Here is an 18,050-nt window from a genome sequence, read left to right as displayed (position 1 = left end):
CATGTTTTTATTAGAAAAAAGAGTGTTAATTAGAGTTTTGATCTTTTGTATGCTGTTGTCTTTAACACCGTTCATCGGGGTATTAAACCATGCTTCAGCGGCGACAACCCTGTACGTTTCTCCGCAAGAGAACAATGATTATCTAATAAACCCAGGGAAAGGATGGATTGTGTATAGCAATTTTGCTAATGCAAATTCTGCGGTCTGGGAAAAGGCCTCAGTGGGTTATGCTCGCTTTAATTGGAAGGATATTCACATAGGAGACAATTCTTTTAATTGGACACCGATCGATAACATGTACAATGCTGCTGTAACTAAAGGTAAAAAATTTGCATTTGGGGTTATGCCTGTTCAGGTGAACTCGTCATCAAGCTACACATCCATGCCTCAATGGGTTATTGATGCTGGCGCGCAGTATTATTATGCATCAGATGCACCGAGCACCAAAGTGCCTGTATGGAATGATCCCGTATTTATTAGCAAAATGGGACAATTTATTACTGCACTTAAAGATCGTTATAATGGTGATCCCCATATTGAATTTATCGATGCCAGAACCTTTGGAAACTGGGGCGAGTGGCATCTAGGCGGGCTTGGGGGAACAGACCCAGGTGATGCGGTTAAGAGACAGTACATCGATCAGTGGTCTGGCTTTGATCAAACCCATATTATCGTGCCGATATCGGGTGGAACGGGTATGTATGCTGGAGGGTATGGCTATTATGCTCGAGACACCTATGGGTTTGGTGCAAGAGAGGATTCTTCGGATTACTCTCCACGATGGCAAAAAGCTTTGTCATTTTTAAATATCGGTCCAGCAGTAGGAGAATGGTCTTTTCCCTATGAAAAATTAAAGCTTGGCCAGGGATGGACAGGTGAGATCTGGTATGACGGTATGGTTCCGGGCCAAATTAATGGTTCCAAATATAGCTATCAGCCATTAGGTGAGTGGAATGGAACGGACGCCAATACCTTTTTATCTGAAAAAGGAAATCTGGTTGATGAGTGGCAGAACAAGATGGGCTATTGGTTTAAAATGACAGAGGCGGCTTATCACAGTGATCTTGGCAACGGCACTACCGGAAGCCTAAACTTCAAGATGCGGAATGACGGAGTCGCACCTATATACATGAAAGGAAACACTGGAGTTGTAAAAGTGGCATTGTTGGACAGCAGCAATCAGGTACTTGCCACCAGCACATTGTCGGGTGTGAATCCTTTTGACTGGAAGCCTGGACAGACCGTTACGAATTCAACCTATTTTTCATTCACATACAACGCCAATGCAACTAAGCTGGCGCTAGGTGTATTCTCCAAAGCTTCTAAGCCAGAGCCGGATATCAAGCTTGGTATTAACAATGGAACATCAAGTAATTGGTATGTACTGTCCGAAATGCCTTCAAAACCAGCACCAACTCCCGTTGTACCGGCAGCAGGGCAGGTCTTATGGCTGAAGGCAGATTCCATAACGGGCTTGAATAGCGGTGACAATGTGTCTACCTTCGCTGACAGCTCTGGAAGCTCAAACCATGCTGTTCAGAATACCTCGACAAAACGGCCTAAATATTATGCAAATGTTGTTAATGGAAAAGCAGTGTTACGCTTTGATGGCATTGATGATTACATGAGTATGGGGAGTCCTGCATCTTTGAACTTACAGAATAATACGACGATATTTACGGTTGCAAAAAGTCAAGGCGCTTCTATTAAAGGCATATATGGCAGAGGAGAAGCGATGAGAATATCAAGCTCAGACACCGTACCCAGGTTTTTGGTAAGGAATACAAGCCACACGACCAAGACGGTATCGGGAACTGTGTATAGTGGCACATGGAATGCTCTTGGCGGCACCTATAGCAATTCGGATGGGAATCTGAATTTTTATAAGAATGGGGCATGGGTAGGAACCGATTATTTGGGAGGGCAGATCAGGAATGTTTCGCCGGATGATCAACCCAACACGATTGGAGCTTATATGGCTTGGCATACGGGTGATCAAAAGTATATCGATTACTTTTTCCAGGGAGATATTGCAGAGGTAATTATCTATAACCGTGTATTGACAGTGAACGAAAGGCAAGATGTTTTTTCTTATTTGTCCAATAAATACGGATTATAATACTCCTAAAGTTGTGGGATGCTTGTTATAGTCGAGGCTAAGACTCCATGAGAGCTATACTTCTCATGATCAGTATTAGTAGTGAGGGATAGTTCACGCTCCCTGTGCGATTGCAGCAGCGAATGCAGGTGCTCATGGGCGCGATGGTCGACCTCGGCTTTCACAAATCCAATTTGATCCGTTGGCTGCTTGACGACGAAGTGGCTGAAGTCGCTGCTTTCGAATCATAGGATTCGAAAAAAGTTGTTCCTTTGTCCTAATATTTACTTCTAATACTGGTACTGAAAAAGTAAACCTATCTGCTGCTTGAGCAGCTGACGGCTTACTTTTTTTATATTGTAGCGAAAAGCGCATATGCAAGCATAGGGGATTATGGAAAACTGCGGTTTAGTTCAGGTGCGATTCCATGCACTTTCTCACAAGTTGTGATAAGACCCTTGATAAACCAACATTTTCAACCTCGTTTTTCAAAATTGATGAGAATAGATTTTCGGAATTATTGAGAAATGTATAATTAAAAATAAAGAACTTTAATGGAGTTTGCAGTTGTAAACAAAACTGTCGCTGTATTGCACCAAGGACAAAGTAAGAGTGCAATATTTACTAGCTCTTAGGTAATATTCATTATACACACTGAATAAATAAAGTACAATCTGTACGTTAATTTATGGTATTGTTATTCTAAAAGACCAATCAGGAGGATACAGCTATGGCTGCTGAACGAAAAAGAGGAAAAGAATTGGAAGTCGCAATTCTGGAAGCTGCATATGACATTATTCAAACTTACGGATATGAGAATATGACCTTTCAAAACGTGGCAAAACAGGCCCAAACAAGCAGAACCGTAATTTACAGTCATTATACGAACAAAGCGGAATTATTATATGCGTTGGTGCAATACAGATTTAGGCAAGCGCTTGGCGAGAAAATGATTGATTTAGTGCAAAAAAAAGGGAGCTTGCGGGCGGATTTATTAGCGGCTGTGGAGCTCTACCAGCAATTTTTAGAAGCAGTGGGTGCAGAGCTTATGAGCGCAATTTTATATGAATTAAGTCAAAGAAATGAGAAATTCCGGCTGTTCTCCATACGAGGGCTTGAAAGTAATATTGAAGTGATGGAAAAAATACAGGCATTTGCCATACAACGAGGGGATTTAAAGCATGAGCTCTCGATTATGCAGATGAGCTTGCCCTTTGACCTGCTGCGTTTTGAGAACATGATGCGTGGTGGAAAGGTATCAAAAGAGTATCTAACACAACTTGTTGATGACGTGTTAATGCCAATTTATACAGCCGAAACATAAAACGACAAACTGGCGACTACCCCAGAGAAAAAACGTATACCTACTTAAACTTAAATGAACCACTTGCAACCAACTCCGGCTACGATCGGTTGTTGCAGACGGAGTCTCTCTTGTAGTGGAAAGACGCTACTCCGCTTCGAATTTGCCGGCTTTGTTCTATGAAGAAGTCACTACCTTTCTTGCGTCGATAATTTGTGGATTTGTTAATTCCGTTCCTAAAAAGCCATATTTAGATAATCTAAATATTTTGCTTATGCTGTCTTAAGAAAACTCTTTTATAATGAAACAATGTGGAATAATTTAGAAATAAAGGCTCATTTCAAGTACGGTCACTTATCAAAGTTGAAATTTTACATATAATGAAATTCAATAGGAGGAGTTATGACATATAACATTCTAATCGCCGATGATGAATCCGAGATCATTGAATTACTGCAATTGTATTTAGAAAAAGACTTCAAAATTATTCAAGCCCATAACGGAATCGAAGCAATGTCCATTGTAAAAAATCAAAAGATTGATTTGGCCATTCTTGATATCATGATGCCCGGTATGGATGGACTCAAGTTGATCAAAAAAATTAGAGAAACGCATCACCTGCCGGTCATTTTTTTATCTGCAAAAAGTCAACATCACGATAAGATATTAGGCTTGGAGCTTGGGGCTGATGATTACATTACGAAACCGTTCAATCCACTGGAGATAGTGGCGCGTGTTCATGCTTTGCTTCGAAGAGTTCACCATTTTGATGCGGGAAATTCCCGGCAAAAGGAAAATGACAAGATTGATGTGGGTGAGTTGACGTTAGACCGAACAGAATGCAAGGTTTACCTCAGCGGTCAGCAGATCATCCTTACGCGTACCGAGTTTAAAATCCTTGATTTACTGATGGAACATCCGGGAAAAGTATTTACTCGTAATAAAATATACGAATCGGTATGGGGAGATTTTTACGCCTATGAAGATAACGCCATTATGGTGCATATCAGCAATTTAAGAGATAAAATTGAAAAGGATTCAAAACAACCGGTGTACTTAAAAACCATTAGAGGGTTGGGATACAAAATTGAAGTTCCTACGAAAAATTAGAGAAAAGAGGGAATTACAAACATCGCTTATCATTTACTTTTTATTATTTTTTCTTTCCTTCCTCCTGTTGATATCCGGCTGGATTAGAACAACCGTTACGGATGTTCTTCAAAGGGAAAACGCGAACATGATCGTAGACCCCGGTCTTAAGCTCGAAGCAAGATTCTATGCTGATCATACTGGGGACCAAATTGAACTTAGCAGATTGTTCAAAAGCAAGGGGTGGTTGGAGGAACTTGATGAGGATCGTCGTGTTCTCCGTGTACACGGGGAGAAACAGGACCGGATCGTCCAGTATTCGGAAGATGCATTGTATAGAAACCTGGAGAATTTGAGCGATCAGGACTTCTATTACTCGGTAGCAATCCTGAATTCAAATGCTGATGAAGCGCGATATTTACTATTAAAGATACAAAGAGATTTTATTCGGATTACTACAAACGACGACTTAATGGGATCTACTTTTCAAGTCCCCGTTTACTATTATTTAGGTTCTGTGATAGGACTTAATCTGCTGCTCATTTTTGTCTATAGCTATTGGGTGGCGCGACGGTTGAAAAAACCGCTGAAACAAATATCACAGGGACTGGATAGGATGACGAAAGGGCATTATGACACCCGAATTTCTCTTGATGCCGAAAAGGAATTTATTCAAATCCGGGATACATTCAACTATATGGCGGATGTTATTGAAACGACTTTAGCTGAAAAACGGCATGCCGAAGAAAGCAAGCAGCGTCTAATTGTCGATCTTTCGCATGATTTAAAAACCCCCATAACGAGCATACAAGGCTATGCACAAGCTCTGTATGAAGGTCGTGTTGAAGATAGCGAGCGCCAGAAAAAATATTTGAGCTATATCTATCATAAATCGATTCAAGTCACCAAACTCATTCATAACATGATGGATTTGCTTAAGGTGGATTCACCGGATTATCTCCTACGGTTGGGGAGAAGCGATGCGGGAGAATTTTTGCGTGAGATTGTCGCCGATGTTTATGAAGATATTGAACAGAAACAATTTCAATTGAAGCTGTACATACCTGATGAACCTGTATACGCCGTATTTGATCCGGAGCTATTAACAAGCGTAGTTCAAAACCTGATTACTAATTCAATCACCTATAATCCGCCTGGTACATACTTACGGATTGAATTGAAATCTGCAAAAACGGAGGTACAGATCGAAATTGCCGATAACGGGATTGGTATTCCGGCAGAATTATGGAGCACCATATTTGACCCGTTTGTTCGGGGAGATGAAGCAAGAAGCGGGGAGGGGGGGACAGGGCTTGGGTTATCGATTGCAAAGAGAAATACGGAAAAAATGGGAGGAAGTCTTGAACTTAGAGAAAATGGCGAGGAGGCTACGCTTTTCATTATTCGTTTGAGAAATGAACTGTGATGCAGTAATACCGCCAACACGTATAGCCGCCATCATCCGTATGAACTCGCTCATAGGTCTTGATTTATAGCGGTTCAGCTTATGCGTATGGTTGATATAACGGGGGATTGCCAAAGGATGCGATATGTAAAGTTTCTGGGCAGCACGGGAAAAACTTTGCTCCCTATAGACCGAAGTGAACGAAACATGGCGTAACCGCCTGGTTATTTACATATTTATTTATATAAATAATTATTTTATTATAATATATATTTGATTATAAGAAGCTTATACTATATTGTCAATTTAGAGAGAAAAATATCTGCATGAGCCGATTTATTGTTTCCGGGAGAGCATGAGTGGGTGATCGGAAGTTTCGGTGATCGTTACGGTTCCTTGCATCAGATAATTTTAAGATTCAATCCCAATACTTAAAAAAATCTATAATTTATTTGGAGATGACTATATGAGATTAGCAACGATCGAACTGCAGGGAAATGAAACAGCAGGACTGGTTACTCGGAATGGCGTTGTATTAGTAGAAGATATCAATAAAAAGATGAATCAGCAGTGGGCTACGGATGTATTTGAAATCATTCGTTCGGGGCAATTGGACTTGATGAGAATCTGGTATCAAAATGCTGGAGAAAATGATGTGAAAGGTCTCCGAACCATCCCATTAAACGAAGTGAATTATAAACCGCTTTATCGTCATCCAAGAAAAATTTGGGGGATCGGTTTAAATTATGTCGAACACGCTGCTGACTTAAGTGAAAAGGCGCCGAATACAGAGCCTGCGAGTTTTATGAAACCTGATACAACCATTATCGGGCCTAACGATACAATTGTAATTCCGTTTCAATCCGATCGGACAACGGCAGAAGCGGAATTGGGCATTATTATAGGGAAAGAATGTAAGGATGTTTCAGAAGAAGATGCCTCGAATGTAATTGCCGGGTTTACAACGATTATTGATATGACGGCAGAAGATATTTTACAGAAAAACCCCAGATATTTGACACGTTCTAAAAGTTTCGATACTTTTTTTAGTTTCGGTCCACATTTAGTAACTGCTGAAGAGATCGATGAATTGGACGATTTGAGTGTTTCTACCGTAATTAATGGAAAGGTTCACCGGAAAAACGTTGTTTCAAATATGACCTTCCGTCCTTGGTTCCTTGTATCCTTTCATTCCAAAGTCATGAAATTGTTGCCTGGCGATATTATCTCTACCGGCACTCCGGGGGCAGTGGTGATTCGGGATGGTGATATCGTAGCATGTCACATTGACGGGTTTGACAAGCTTGTCAATACTGTAAAAGATTTGAAAGTTTAATTTAATTCAATAAATGAGGAGGGTATCTATGGATTTGAATCTGTCACAGAAAGTAGCGCTAGTTGTTGCATCTAGTCAGGGGCTTGGCAAAGCAATTGCGACCCAACTGGTTAAAGAAGGGTCGAACGTCATGCTGACAAGTCGAGATAAAGGGAAATTGGAAACCGTAAAACGTGAACTGGAGGCACTAGGCGTAGGGAAAGTAGCCTACTGCGCAGCTGATATCACAAAGGTAGAAGATATCCATCATTTAGTTCAAACAACACGAAATACATTCGGGAAAATTGATATTCTAATCAATAACGCTGGAGGTCCCCCAGCGGGGACGTTTGATCAGTTCACTGATGAACAATGGCAGCAAGCCTACGAGTTGAATTTGTTAAGTTATATCCGGCTCATTCGAGAGGTTCTTCCCGACTTGAAGAAAGATGGGGGCAGAATCATTAATATTGCTTCTTCGTCAATCAAACAACCGATACCCGGACTTATATTGTCCAATACATTTCGACTCGGTATTGTTGGATTGACTAAATCACTTGCCGAGGAATTGGCTCCATATCATATTCTGATCAATACAGTTGCTCCAGGAAGGATAGCCACGGATCGTGTGGCTTTTCTCGATCAGATAAAAGCGGAAAAAACAGGCGTTACGGTTGAACAAATTAAATTAGAATCACAAAAGAACATACCGTTAAAACGTTACGGTTCTCCAGAAGAGTTTGCCAATGTCGTCACCTTTTTGGTATCGGATGCCAGCACCTATATGACAGGCAGTTCCTTCTTGATTGACGGAGGAATGATCAAAGCCATTTAAACAGCTTACCAAACAAAGGAGATTTATATGCAGAAGAAAATCATATTAACCGGGTATGGCACTGTTGCAAAAGAGCTAATAAAACTGATTAATCTCAACGGAGCTTTGATAAAAGAAAAATACGGCTTTGACTTACTCGTAATCGGAATCGTTGGCAGTAAAGGGATGATTTACGATGAAAAAGGAATCGAGCTCTCTAGGTTAATCGAGTTCGGAACAGGTTCGGAAGCACTTTTGAGCTATTCGGAATCTTGTAAGCTTCCAATTACCGAACCGATTTTTAATGGAGATGTTCTTATCGAATGCACCCCGACAAATATAGAAACAGGGGAACCTGCACTTGGCTATATTCAGAAAGCTATAACAAATGGAATGGACATCGTCTTTGTTTCAAAAGGAGCACTTGTGAAGTCATTCGATAAAATTAAAACTCAAGCAGCCAGACGTAATAGCCGATTAAAATACAGCGGTGCAACCGCAGCAGCCCTGCCAACGCTTGATATCGGAGAATACAGTTTAGCAGGATGCACTATTACTCGTATTGAAGGCATTTTAAATGGAACATCCAATTTCATTTTAGCAAGCATGAGCGAGAACAACTTATCCTTTGAAGAAGGGCTAAAAATTGCACAAGAAAAAGGAATTGCGGAATCAAACCCTGCTTTGGATGTGCAAGGATTTGATGCTGCTTGCAAGATTCTCCTGCTCGCCAACGGATTTTTTGGCAGTAGCTTATCAATTGATGATGTAAAAATCAATGGGATTGAACTAGTCACAAAAGAAGATATCACGGTGGCTAAACAAAATGGCCGTACGCTAAAGCTTCTGGCAAGTGCCTACAAAGAAGCTGAGAATGTGATCGTAGAAGTAAAACCTTGCGAGCTTGAAAGCAAGCATCCCTTGGCGCACGTAAATGGAACAAATAAAGGTGTCGTTTTTGAAACTATCGAAATGGGTGTCGTTTGCGCAACTGGAGGTGCATCTCACCCGAGAGGAGCAGCAGCAGCAGCATTAAAGGATGTCATTAATCTATATAGAGAAACGATATCGGGTCAGTCGATAGACTTTTCATCAAAGCAACACGGTATGTAGACAAAATAACATATGTAAATATGGACTTCTGTCAAGATAGTAGACACAGATTCTTATTCTCACACTGCCAGTTCTTGGTACATACGTTCGGCTTCTCCTCACGTCCCGTACTTACGAAGGTAAATCCATTCTTTCTGCAGGACACTATGAAAGGACTCGATGCAGGCATTGTCATAACAATTTCCCTTCCGGCTCATGCTGCCCACCATCCCATACAACTGGAGCTGCTTCTGGTAATCCAATAAGGCGTACTGGCTTCCACGATCCGAGTGGTGTAACAATCGCTGATCGGGGTGCTGACGTCCATAGGCTTGTTTTAATGCCTGTAGAACGGGTTCTTTGGCATTCGTTCACTCTGTGCCAGCCAACGATCTTACGCGAGAACGATCCATAACGCTCGCCCAATAGAGCCAGCCTTCACCGGTGGCGACATACGTAATGTCCATCACCCGCTTCTCATTAGGCTTGCTTAGGCAAAAGTCTACTTCCATTGCTGCTGGGAAGTGACTGCAGTAATACCGCCAACACTTATAGCCGCCATCATCCGTATGAACTCGCTCATAGGTCTTGATACATAGCGGTTCAGCTTATGCGTAAGGTTGATATAACGTGTAGTCTGTTCGTCGTCTATTTTATAAAAAACAACGTTTGTTCCCGCATTGCTTAATTTGACAATCGTATCCGTTACAAAAGATACACCCAACTGCTGATTGACCATATTGTAGACAGTCATCAATTGATCTAAAAACATAAACACTTGAGGTTCAAATCCACTTTTCTGGCACAAGCTCATTGCCCGTGAATGCATATCATATCTTTTCTTCACCATCAGGAAGCGATGTTTTTGAAAATTACGAAGAGATATGCATGGCCGGTCTGAATCCATATGTAAATCAGAGCGGATATCCTCCATGCTTAGGCAATAGTCTTTTAACTGCTCATTAACCGGGTCGCTGCAGGGGACTGCGAGCAATACATGCTCACGGAATAACTGATAGTTCTGAAATAGTGTTTCATCGAATTGGTTGCTTTCTATAAGTAAATCAATTTCACCGTTCAGCGTCATGTCATGCAGGGTCAGGAAGTCCGCTTCTACCAGGCGTATTTCAACCATCGGAAAGTGTTTCGAAAATTGTGCAATTAAGGCTGGTAGCATATAGCTTGAAAACAGATGGGGTGCACCCAGGGTAAGACTGCCGGTTTTTAATTCCTTGTAATCATCCAGATATGCTTCAAGTTCGTTTTCTATGGCCAGAATTCGCTGTATCCCTTCCATATATACCTTGCCCGCAGCCGTTAACTGGATGGGAGTAGTGCTGCGGTCAAATATCTGTATTCCGATTTCCCGTTCAAACTTTATTATTGTAAGGCTCAGTGAAGGCTGCGATATGTAAAGTTTCTGGGCAGCGCGGGAAAAACTTTGCTCCTTATAGACCTCATTGAGATAGTGAAGTGAGCGAAACATGGCATAACCACCTAATTATTTATTTTTATAAATACTTATTTTATTATAATATATATTTGATTATAAGTAGGTTGTACTATATTGTCAATTTAGAGAGAAAAATATCTGCATGAGCCGATTTATTTCTTTTCTCGGAACATTTTAGGGGGGGATAGTCATTGAAAAAAATTATCGCTGAACGAATGGATAAGCTCATTCCTTCAGGGATACGAAAGGTTTACGAAAAGGCCTTCGCGATGGAACGGGCCGGGGAAACAGTCTTACATTTTGAGAGTGGCAGACCGGATTTTGATACCCCTGAATACATAAAAAGGGCGGTTATCGAAAGTGTTCAGGAGGGAGATGTGTTTTATACCTCCAACTTTGGTACGAATGAACTGCGGGAAGCGATAGCGGAAAAGCTGCAAAGGGAAAACAATGTCGCCTACGACCCGTCGGAGGTTCTTGTAACTGTGGGCCTTTCCGAGGCGGTGTTTGACGTTTTATGCACTATTTTGAATGAGGGAGACGAAATCCTGATTCCTGATCCCGTGTGGATGAACTACATCAATGTCTCCAGGTTGTTGGGGGCTGTGCCGGTATCGTACCGTTTGACGGAGGAAAATGGCTTCCAGGCTAACCTAGAGGAAATCCGCAGGAAGGTTACGGCAAAAACGAAAGCCCTGGTAATTGTGACCCCCAATAACCCTACCGGTGGAGTCCTATCCGAACAAACCCTGAAAGGGATAGCGGATATTGCAATTAGCAACGACATTTGGGTGATCTCGGATGAAATTTACGAAAGACTGATTTATGATGGCGAGAAGCATATCAGCATCGCCTCCCTTCCCGGGATGAAGGAGCGCACCTTCACGATGAACGGCTTTTCCAAGGCATATTCCATGACAGGGTGGCGGATCGGTTATGTCGCAGCCCCAAAAGAAATGATCGCCGCTCTCAATAAGATTCACCAGCACAACACGATCTGTTCCCCCTCTTTTGTACAAAAAGCGTCGGTTATAGCGCTGCGGAACGAAACCACCGAAGTCGCGGATATGGTAAAGGAATACCAGAGGCGGCGCGATTACGCGGTAAAGGCAATCAACGCGATTGACGGTCTAAGCTGCTTATGCCCCAAAGGTGCGTTTTATATCTTCATCAATATAAAGCAGCTGCCTATGACTTCTGCTGAATTTGCGGAGTATTTGCTGACCATCGCAAAAATCGCCTGCATACCCGGCGATGTATTCGGTGCCGGGGGCGAAGGGTATCTCCGCATGTCATTCGCAGACAGCTACGAAAACATTGTGGAAGGCTGCCGGCGCCTCAAGAAAGCCGTCGACAGCCTGAGCGAGGATAACTAATTGGAAACAGTTGGAGTTGCAGCTGTTCCAGGAACAGCATTCGGAAAAAGAGCAACGAATGAAATCAGGATTTCATATTTAATTTGAATGGAGTGAGTGAGATGTTTAAAGGAATTTATACCCCGATAGTGACCCCTTTTGATGCTGATGAACAGATCAACTATGATTATTTGAAGCATAATCTGGACAGTTGGGGAAAAACAGACCTGGATGGGATAGTAGTTCTGGGATCAAACGGTGAATTTGTTTATCTGAATAAAGAAGAAAAAATGCAGCTGGTGAAATTCGTTAAAGAGAATTTCAATCCAAATAAGAAAATTCTTGTTGGTACGGCTTGTGAATCAACAAAGGAAACTGTAGAGTTTTCGAAAGAAATTGCCGCTCTTGGAGTGGATGCTGTATTGTTGTTGCCCCCCCACTATTACAAAGGTGGCATGACGGAGGAAGTATTATACAAGTATTTTATGGATGTGGCAGATGCTGTGCCGATACCGGTCATGCTGTACAATATGCCGGGCAATACGGGTATTAACCTTTCATCCGGATTGGTTGCAAAACTGGCAAAGCACCCCAATATAGTAGGGGTCAAGGATACTTCCGGTAATATCGTTCAGATTTCTGAAATTGTAAGGGATACCGATGAGGATTTTGCAGTGTTTGCAGGGAATACAGGATATTTATTGCCTTCTTTGGCTGTGGGTGCAAGAGGTGCCACCCTGGCTCTGGCGAACATTATACCGGAGGAATGCTGCAAGCTGGTATCCTTGTTCAACGAAGGAAAACTGGCTGAAGCTAAGGAACTACAGTTAAGAATGTTAGAAATCAATTTTGCAGTTACTGGAAGATTTGGCATATCAGCATTAAAATATGCTTTGGATTTGCTTGGATATAAGGGCGGTGAATCGAGAAGGCCTCTGGTTCCGATTTTAGAAGAAAACAAAAAAATCATAAGGGAACTTTTGATAAAATACGGGGCTTTGAGCTAATATTTTGACAAGCGTATTTTAACAACGCCGAAATATAGGACATCGATACTGAAAAATTTAAGAAAGCTCATTTGGAGAGGCGTATTGCAGTGTCGAGCTGGGTACGAGGGTATAGCCTTTACCGATCCCCGATTGATACTGCAAGCGCCGTCTCTGAAAAGCATTGAGTATAAGCCAATGTATATCCTGGCCAGGGCGGGCTCCAAGGTGGTCCATCCCCGCGCAGTGAAAACCGACATATATACAAATCACCACCTCTCTGTGATCTGGTTACGATCGTCTGGGATGCGCCTGATACTTTTGTAATTTGAATATTGATGACACGGAGGTGCTTTAAAATTAAAAATATAAAAGTAATCTGTACTAAATGTGGTAAATCATACCTAGCCGATATTCTCCAAGATCGCTGCGATGATTGTAATGAACCGCTGGAAGTAGAAATGGTTAAAAAAGGGGGAATTCGGGAAGGTAACCTCTTGAAACAGAATATGTTAGAAAGATATGCTGATTTTTTTCCATATTTTAACACAATAAATGATGTCTCTTTGCGCGAAGGCTTTTCTCCTTTGCTGGAGTCAGAAAAGCTTGCGAATGAAATAGGACTTGGAAAATTATATCTCAAAAATGAGAGCTCAAACCCTACTTGGTCATTTAAAGACAGAGGGACAGTAACAGGCGTTTTGCATGCAATTAAGATAGGTTATAAAAAGATAGCTACGGTTTCTTCAGGAAATATGGCTGCGTCTGTAGCTGCATATGGAGCTAAATCAGGTTTAAAAACTTACGTATTTGTCAGCAGTCAAATACCCATTGAAAAAATAAATCCAATTGCTATATACAATCCAACCTTAGTTACCGTTGAAGGAAGATATGATTTAATACAAAGGCAAAGTCTTAGATTAAGTAACAAATATGGGATTTACATGCTTAATTCAGACGCTACTTTTCGTGTTGAAGGCTATAAATCGCTGGCTTTCGAAATATGCGAACAAACCAATTTTGATGTACCGGATTACGTCTTGGTGCCTAATAGCTCTGGCGGGCATATCCGGGGTATTGAAAAAGGCTTCAGGGAATTTAAAGAATGCGGTCTAATTAAAAAAGTTCCCAAAATGGTATGTGTACAGGCTGCCGGATGTTCACCCGTTTATAACGCTTTTATTGCTGGTGCGGATAAAGTTGAAAGAATTGATAAACCAAACACATTAGCTCATGGAATTGAAAACGCCTTACCGCTCAGTGGGAACCAAGTTTTAAGAATGCTTAAATGGAATAACGGTCTTTGCGTATCGGTTACTGATGAAGAGATTATTAATGCCCAGGCAACGCTTGCCGGGACAGGTTTGTTGCTTCAGCCTGAGTCTGCCGCGACTTTAGCCGCTGTAAAAAAACTGAAAAAAGAAAAGTATTTCCGTGGTGATGAAAAAGTCCTCTGTGTTTTAACGGGAAGCGGATTAAAATATACAGCGGCGTTTGAACGTCATGAGCTGGAACAGTACACTTGTAAATTGGATGAAATGGACAGTTTATTAGGCTCCCTCCAATAAATGAATTCAAAAATCCTAAGTGAACGAGGTGGGTTTAATGATAAAAAATATCGGGTTAATCGGATATGGAATGATTGGCAAATATATCTTTGAAGGACTAAGTAAGGAAAAGGAAGCTGAAGTTGGTTTTGTATACCATATAAATAAAGAAGCAACAAGCAATTTGCCACAAAAATTAGTGTACGATTCAGCAGAGGATTTGGAATCTTATTTACAAAAAAATCATGTGGATCTGGTTTGTGAAACGGCTACAAATCAGGCAGCAAGTGATTTAGCGCCGATTATTCTGAAATACTCAGATATGCTTATATTCTCCACATGTGCCTTTGCAGATCAAGATTTTATGGTAATGATTGAAGAACTTTGCAAAAAACATAATCGTAAAGTGTATATACCGCATGGAGCGATATTGGGCTTAGACGGCATCAGAGACGGAAGGGAAAAACTTCAAAGTGTAACGGTTACAACAATAAAAAAACCCCTTAACCTTGGATGCGATACTAATGAGAAGACGATACTTTTTGAAGGCAGTACACGTATGGCGTGTCAAAAGTATCCGAGGTATGTCAATGTCCATGCAGGAATTGCACTTGCCGGTTTGGGTTTTGATAAAACAAACTCTAAGATAATTGCTGATCCTAGTATTGAACGTAATACGCATTTAATTGAAATTAAGGCTGACGGGGTTAGTTTTAAATTGGAGATTTTCAATGAACCCAAAGGATTAATTACAGGTGCTTATACTCCGGTTTCAGCCTTAAATACGATTAAAAGAATTATTGAAAATAACGGGTTAACAATTATCTAAGCGCGGATCAGGCACGTGAAGGGGGGTGTTATGAACAATGAAGGGGTCATCGAAGCCATGAAACAGAAGGAAGATCCGGTTATCGATTTAAAGAACGAAAGGAGATGATAGGATGGTAACAAAAAATAAGTATTTTCTAATCTTTATACTTTTCTTGGGATGGTTAATTGCCAGTTTGGACCGGGCAGTCATGAGCTTTGTGATGATACCGTTAGCAAATGAATTTTCTTTAGATTCATCTTTAACGGGAGTTATTTTAAGTGCTTTCTTTCTTGGATTTATTCTGGTTCAGATCCCCGCCGGTTATTTGGCGGACAGATGGGGTGCCAGGAAAGTGCTTCTTGTGGCTGTTGTATCCTGGTCAGTCTTTACAGGTTTGACAGGGCTTGCATGGTCTGTAACTTCCTTAATAGTTCTTCGCTTCTTGTTTGGCCTTTTCGAAGGGTTCTTTCCCTCTGCCAGCTCGATCGCAGTTGCTGAAAATTTCCCTTTAACGCAAAGAGCAAGGGCAAAAACTGTTGTGTTGTTGGGGAGTGGAATTGGGCAGATTGTTGCTGCTGTTGCAGGCGTTGCTTTACTTGCTTCAGTAGGCTGGCGTTCGCTGTTTGGACTTCTCGGCGCATTTGGACTAGTCATTTTCATTTTATACTGGTTCGGACTCGCACGTAAGAAGGAAGCGGAAGCCAACAATTCTGTTAAACAGGTGCCCGTAAGGGCAATGTTAAAAAATCCTTTAATTTGGAGCCTGACTATCACCTCCATGGGAATATATATCGTTAACTGGGGAATAGCTTCCTGGATGCCTATTTATCTGGTACAGTCCCGTGGTTTATCTATGACAGAAATGGGTACTTTGGTTGCAATCAGTGGATTCGTTATGTTGTTGAGTTCATTTGCGGTAGCCTATATTCTTGATAAATTCACTGGTAAGGAAAGGTATTTCGTCGTAGGTGGTGCTGTTCTTGCCGCAGTCTTTCTTTATTTGTTGGCTATTGCTCCGACCCCTGTTATGGCTGTAGTTTATCAAACTTTAGCCCAGATAACTTGTTCTTTTGTTACCTTTACGGTACTAACACAGCCATTAAAAAGGTTCCCTAAAGAAAGTATTGGTACTGCCAATGGGATAGTCAATATGGGGGGGCAAATAGGTTCCTTTATTTCGCCTATGGCTGTGGGATTTATTGTAAATGCTTCCGGTGGTTCATATTACGTTGCATTCATTTTTCTCGCTGCATGTGTGCTTGTTTCTGCAGTAGCAGGCGCTACCATTCCTGTCATCAAAACGCCAGATACATCAAAGCAAGAACCAGATATATCAAAGCAAGAACCAGTGGCTGGTTCCTAATACTTCAAAATATAAAAATTGAAAGGGTGCATAAAAATGCCAAAAGAAAATTTACCGGAGTGGTTTCAGAGATACGAACCTTCGAATTTTGGGGAGTACTCGGAGAAGTACAAGGACATTATGTTGATGACCCGCAAAAACGGAATCCTTGAAGTGAAGATGCACACGGATGGAGGCCCGTTAAAGTACGTTTGGAGTGTTCACGAAGCATGGGGTAAAGCATGGAGAGAAATCGGTGCAGACCATGAGAATGAGGTAATTATTGTAACAGGATCCGGAGACAAGTGGTTGGTTGGCGATCCTGATGCGTGGAAGGTCCCATTAATCCAGTGGTCCGCAGACGCTAAGCTAAAAATGCGGATGGAATCTCAAAAATTGATGGAAAACTTTGTTTTCGGTATTGATGTTCCGGTTATCGCAGCGGTCAACGGACCCGGAGTGCATGTTGAATTCAGTGCATTAGCCGATATTACACTTGTTACAGAAGACGTAGATTTTTGGGATCCGCATTTTCTTGCCGGGGTAGTTCCGGGAGATGGAATGGGGCTGGTGCTTCAAAAGACTATAGGCATCAAACGGGCTGCCTATTACGCTATTACCGGTAAAAGGCTTGACGGTAAAACAGCAGTCGAACTTGGGCTGGCCAACGAAGTGGTGCCTCGTGAAAAAATTCTTGACCGTGCTTGGGAACTGGCGGAGTATATGATGGATAGGCCGCGTGCAGCTAGAGCTTTGACACATGGAGTTCTCATGCGTCCTTGGAAACAAGCGCTTGTCGACGATCAAGTCATGCATGGCAACTCCATAACCTTGGGACTGTGTATGGATGAGGTAGGCCCGTTAGAAAGGTTAAAGGAATTGAAGCAGCAGGGTCGCATATAGCTTATGGTGATTAAAGAAAAGGTACTACCGTATATTGAAGCAAAACGGGAGATGCTGCTCAAGGTCAGTGACAGTATATGGGAACATGCAGAGGCCAAATTCGAGGAGTACAACTCATCGGAGCTTTTGTGCAAGATTTTAGCAGAAGATGGTTTTGCCGTAACAAAGGGTATAGCGGACATGGAAACAGCTTTTGTAGCGAGCTACGGCAGCGGGAAACCAGTAATCGTTTTTTTGGGAGAATACGATGCTCAGTATGGACTAAGCCAGGAAGCGGAGATTGCGGAAAAAAAGCCTCTAGTAGAAGGAGGCACAGGCCACGGATGCGGACACCATACTATTGGCGCTGGTGCACTGGCAGCTGCGCTTGCCGTCAAGGAATACATGAAAGTAAACAATGTTAAGGGAACAGTGAAGTATTTCGGTTGTCCAGCCGCAGAAGGCGGTTGTGGGAAGGCATATTTAGCAAGAGCCGGCTATTTCAACGATGTTGATGCAGCCATTACATGGCATCCGTTTACTTCAAGCAATATAATG

15 protein-coding genes and 1 pseudogene are annotated in these 18,050 nt (G+C 41.8%); 14 read left to right on the top strand and 2 right to left on the bottom strand.

Annotated elements, in window-relative coordinates; all coding sequences use genetic code 11:
- Position 1: 1 nt before the first annotated feature.
- The 7 genes from OB236_RS10270 (at position 2) to OB236_RS10240 (ending at position 9,137) form a co-directional block, all read left to right on the top strand.
- Complete coding sequence (locus OB236_RS10270; protein ID WP_262683914.1) at positions 2 to 2,119, top strand: LamG-like jellyroll fold domain-containing protein; 2,118 nt, start codon at positions 2 to 4, stop codon at positions 2,117 to 2,119.
- Between the two features lie 709 nt (positions 2,120 to 2,828).
- Complete coding sequence (locus tag OB236_RS10265; RefSeq protein ID WP_262683913.1) at positions 2,829 to 3,422, top strand: TetR/AcrR family transcriptional regulator; 594 nt, start codon at positions 2,829 to 2,831, stop codon at positions 3,420 to 3,422.
- A gap of 381 nt (positions 3,423 to 3,803) precedes the next feature.
- A complete protein-coding gene (locus OB236_RS10260) occupies positions 3,804 to 4,511 on the top strand; it encodes a response regulator transcription factor (RefSeq protein ID WP_262683912.1) in 708 nt (235 codons plus the stop codon).
- A 127-nt stretch (positions 4,512 to 4,638) separates the two neighbouring features.
- The gene (locus tag OB236_RS10255) at positions 4,639 to 5,916 is read left to right on the top strand and encodes a sensor histidine kinase (protein WP_262683911.1); all 1,278 of its coding nucleotides are present in this window, start codon (positions 4,639 to 4,641) and stop codon (positions 5,914 to 5,916) included.
- A gap of 445 nt (positions 5,917 to 6,361) precedes the next feature.
- Positions 6,362 to 7,231, top strand: a complete 870-nt coding sequence (locus OB236_RS10250; RefSeq protein ID WP_262683910.1) for a fumarylacetoacetate hydrolase family protein — start codon at positions 6,362 to 6,364, stop codon at positions 7,229 to 7,231.
- A 28-nt stretch (positions 7,232 to 7,259) separates the two neighbouring features.
- Entirely contained in the window at positions 7,260 to 8,045 is a 786-nt protein-coding gene (locus OB236_RS10245; RefSeq protein WP_262683909.1) for an SDR family oxidoreductase, read from the top strand.
- Positions 8,046 to 8,072: 27 nt separating this feature from the next.
- Positions 8,073 to 9,137 carry a homoserine dehydrogenase gene (locus OB236_RS10240; protein WP_262683908.1) on the top strand — a complete coding sequence of 355 codons (1,065 nt, stop codon included), beginning with the start codon at positions 8,073 to 8,075 and terminating at the stop codon, positions 9,135 to 9,137.
- Between the two features lie 98 nt (positions 9,138 to 9,235).
- Here OB236_RS10240 and OB236_RS40025 read toward each other — a convergent pair.
- Positions 9,236 to 9,421, bottom strand: a pseudogene (locus OB236_RS40025) (IS3 family transposase); the annotation flags it as partial.
- A 197-nt stretch (positions 9,422 to 9,618) separates the two neighbouring features.
- Complete coding sequence (locus OB236_RS10230) at positions 9,619 to 10,602, bottom strand: LysR family transcriptional regulator (protein WP_262683906.1); 984 nt, start codon at positions 10,600 to 10,602, stop codon at positions 9,619 to 9,621.
- A gap of 158 nt (positions 10,603 to 10,760) precedes the next feature.
- Between OB236_RS10230 and OB236_RS10225 the strand changes: the two genes are divergently transcribed.
- From OB236_RS10225 to OB236_RS10195, 7 genes are all read left to right on the top strand, one after another.
- Positions 10,761 to 11,945 (top strand): pyridoxal phosphate-dependent aminotransferase, encoded by a 1,185-nt coding sequence (locus tag OB236_RS10225; RefSeq protein ID WP_262683905.1) that lies wholly within the window; start codon positions 10,761 to 10,763, stop codon positions 11,943 to 11,945.
- 101 nt (positions 11,946 to 12,046) lie between these two features.
- Complete coding sequence (gene dapA / locus OB236_RS10220) at positions 12,047 to 12,931, top strand: 4-hydroxy-tetrahydrodipicolinate synthase (protein WP_262683904.1); 885 nt, start codon at positions 12,047 to 12,049, stop codon at positions 12,929 to 12,931.
- A gap of 440 nt (positions 12,932 to 13,371) precedes the next feature.
- Positions 13,372 to 14,478, top strand: coding sequence for a threonine synthase (gene thrC / locus OB236_RS10215; RefSeq protein WP_262683903.1), 1,107 nt, complete (start codon positions 13,372 to 13,374; stop codon positions 14,476 to 14,478).
- 37 nt (positions 14,479 to 14,515) lie between these two features.
- Positions 14,516 to 15,286 carry an aspartate dehydrogenase domain-containing protein gene (locus tag OB236_RS10210; protein ID WP_262683902.1) on the top strand — a complete coding sequence of 257 codons (771 nt, stop codon included), beginning with the start codon at positions 14,516 to 14,518 and terminating at the stop codon, positions 15,284 to 15,286.
- 112 nt (positions 15,287 to 15,398) lie between these two features.
- Entirely contained in the window at positions 15,399 to 16,631 is a 1,233-nt protein-coding gene (locus tag OB236_RS10205; protein WP_262683901.1) for an MFS transporter, read from the top strand.
- A 36-nt stretch (positions 16,632 to 16,667) separates the two neighbouring features.
- On the top strand, positions 16,668 to 17,513 hold the full coding sequence (locus tag OB236_RS10200) for an enoyl-CoA hydratase/isomerase family protein (protein ID WP_262683900.1): 846 nt from the start codon (positions 16,668 to 16,670) through the stop codon (positions 17,511 to 17,513).
- 3 nt (positions 17,514 to 17,516) lie between these two features.
- Positions 17,517 to 18,050, top strand: a 534-nt coding sequence (locus tag OB236_RS10195) for a M20/M25/M40 family metallo-hydrolase (protein WP_332843722.1), incomplete at its 3' end; no start/stop codon positions are given.

The sequence above is a fragment of the Paenibacillus baimaensis genome (assembly GCF_025567575.1).
This window is presented reverse-complemented; position numbering and strand designations above follow the sequence as displayed.

What these genes read in the sequence shown, in the direction of transcription:
- OB236_RS10270 (WP_262683914.1), top strand. Translation starts at nt 2, where the DNA reads ATGTTTTTATTAGAAAAAAGAGTGTTAATTAGAGTTTTGATCTTTTGT.
- OB236_RS10265 (WP_262683913.1), top strand. Translation starts at nt 2,829, where the DNA reads ATGGCTGCTGAACGAAAAAGAGGAAAAGAATTGGAAGTCGCAATTCTG.
- OB236_RS10260 (WP_262683912.1), top strand. Translation starts at nt 3,804, where the DNA reads ATGACATATAACATTCTAATCGCCGATGATGAATCCGAGATCATTGAA.
- OB236_RS10255 (WP_262683911.1), top strand. Translation starts at nt 4,639, where the DNA reads ATGATCGTAGACCCCGGTCTTAAGCTCGAAGCAAGATTCTATGCTGAT.
- OB236_RS10250 (WP_262683910.1), top strand. Translation starts at nt 6,362, where the DNA reads ATGAGATTAGCAACGATCGAACTGCAGGGAAATGAAACAGCAGGACTG.
- OB236_RS10245 (WP_262683909.1), top strand. Translation starts at nt 7,260, where the DNA reads ATGGATTTGAATCTGTCACAGAAAGTAGCGCTAGTTGTTGCATCTAGT.
- OB236_RS10240 (WP_262683908.1), top strand. Translation starts at nt 8,073, where the DNA reads ATGCAGAAGAAAATCATATTAACCGGGTATGGCACTGTTGCAAAAGAG.
- OB236_RS10230 (WP_262683906.1), bottom strand. Translation starts at nt 10,602, where the DNA reads ATGTTTCGCTCACTTCACTATCTCAATGAGGTCTATAAGGAGCAAAGT.
- dapA (WP_262683904.1), top strand. Translation starts at nt 12,047, where the DNA reads ATGTTTAAAGGAATTTATACCCCGATAGTGACCCCTTTTGATGCTGAT.
- thrC (WP_262683903.1), top strand. Translation starts at nt 13,372, where the DNA reads ATGGTTAAAAAAGGGGGAATTCGGGAAGGTAACCTCTTGAAACAGAAT.
- OB236_RS10210 (WP_262683902.1), top strand. Translation starts at nt 14,516, where the DNA reads ATGATAAAAAATATCGGGTTAATCGGATATGGAATGATTGGCAAATAT.
- OB236_RS10205 (WP_262683901.1), top strand. Translation starts at nt 15,399, where the DNA reads ATGGTAACAAAAAATAAGTATTTTCTAATCTTTATACTTTTCTTGGGA.
- OB236_RS10200 (WP_262683900.1), top strand. Translation starts at nt 16,668, where the DNA reads ATGCCAAAAGAAAATTTACCGGAGTGGTTTCAGAGATACGAACCTTCG.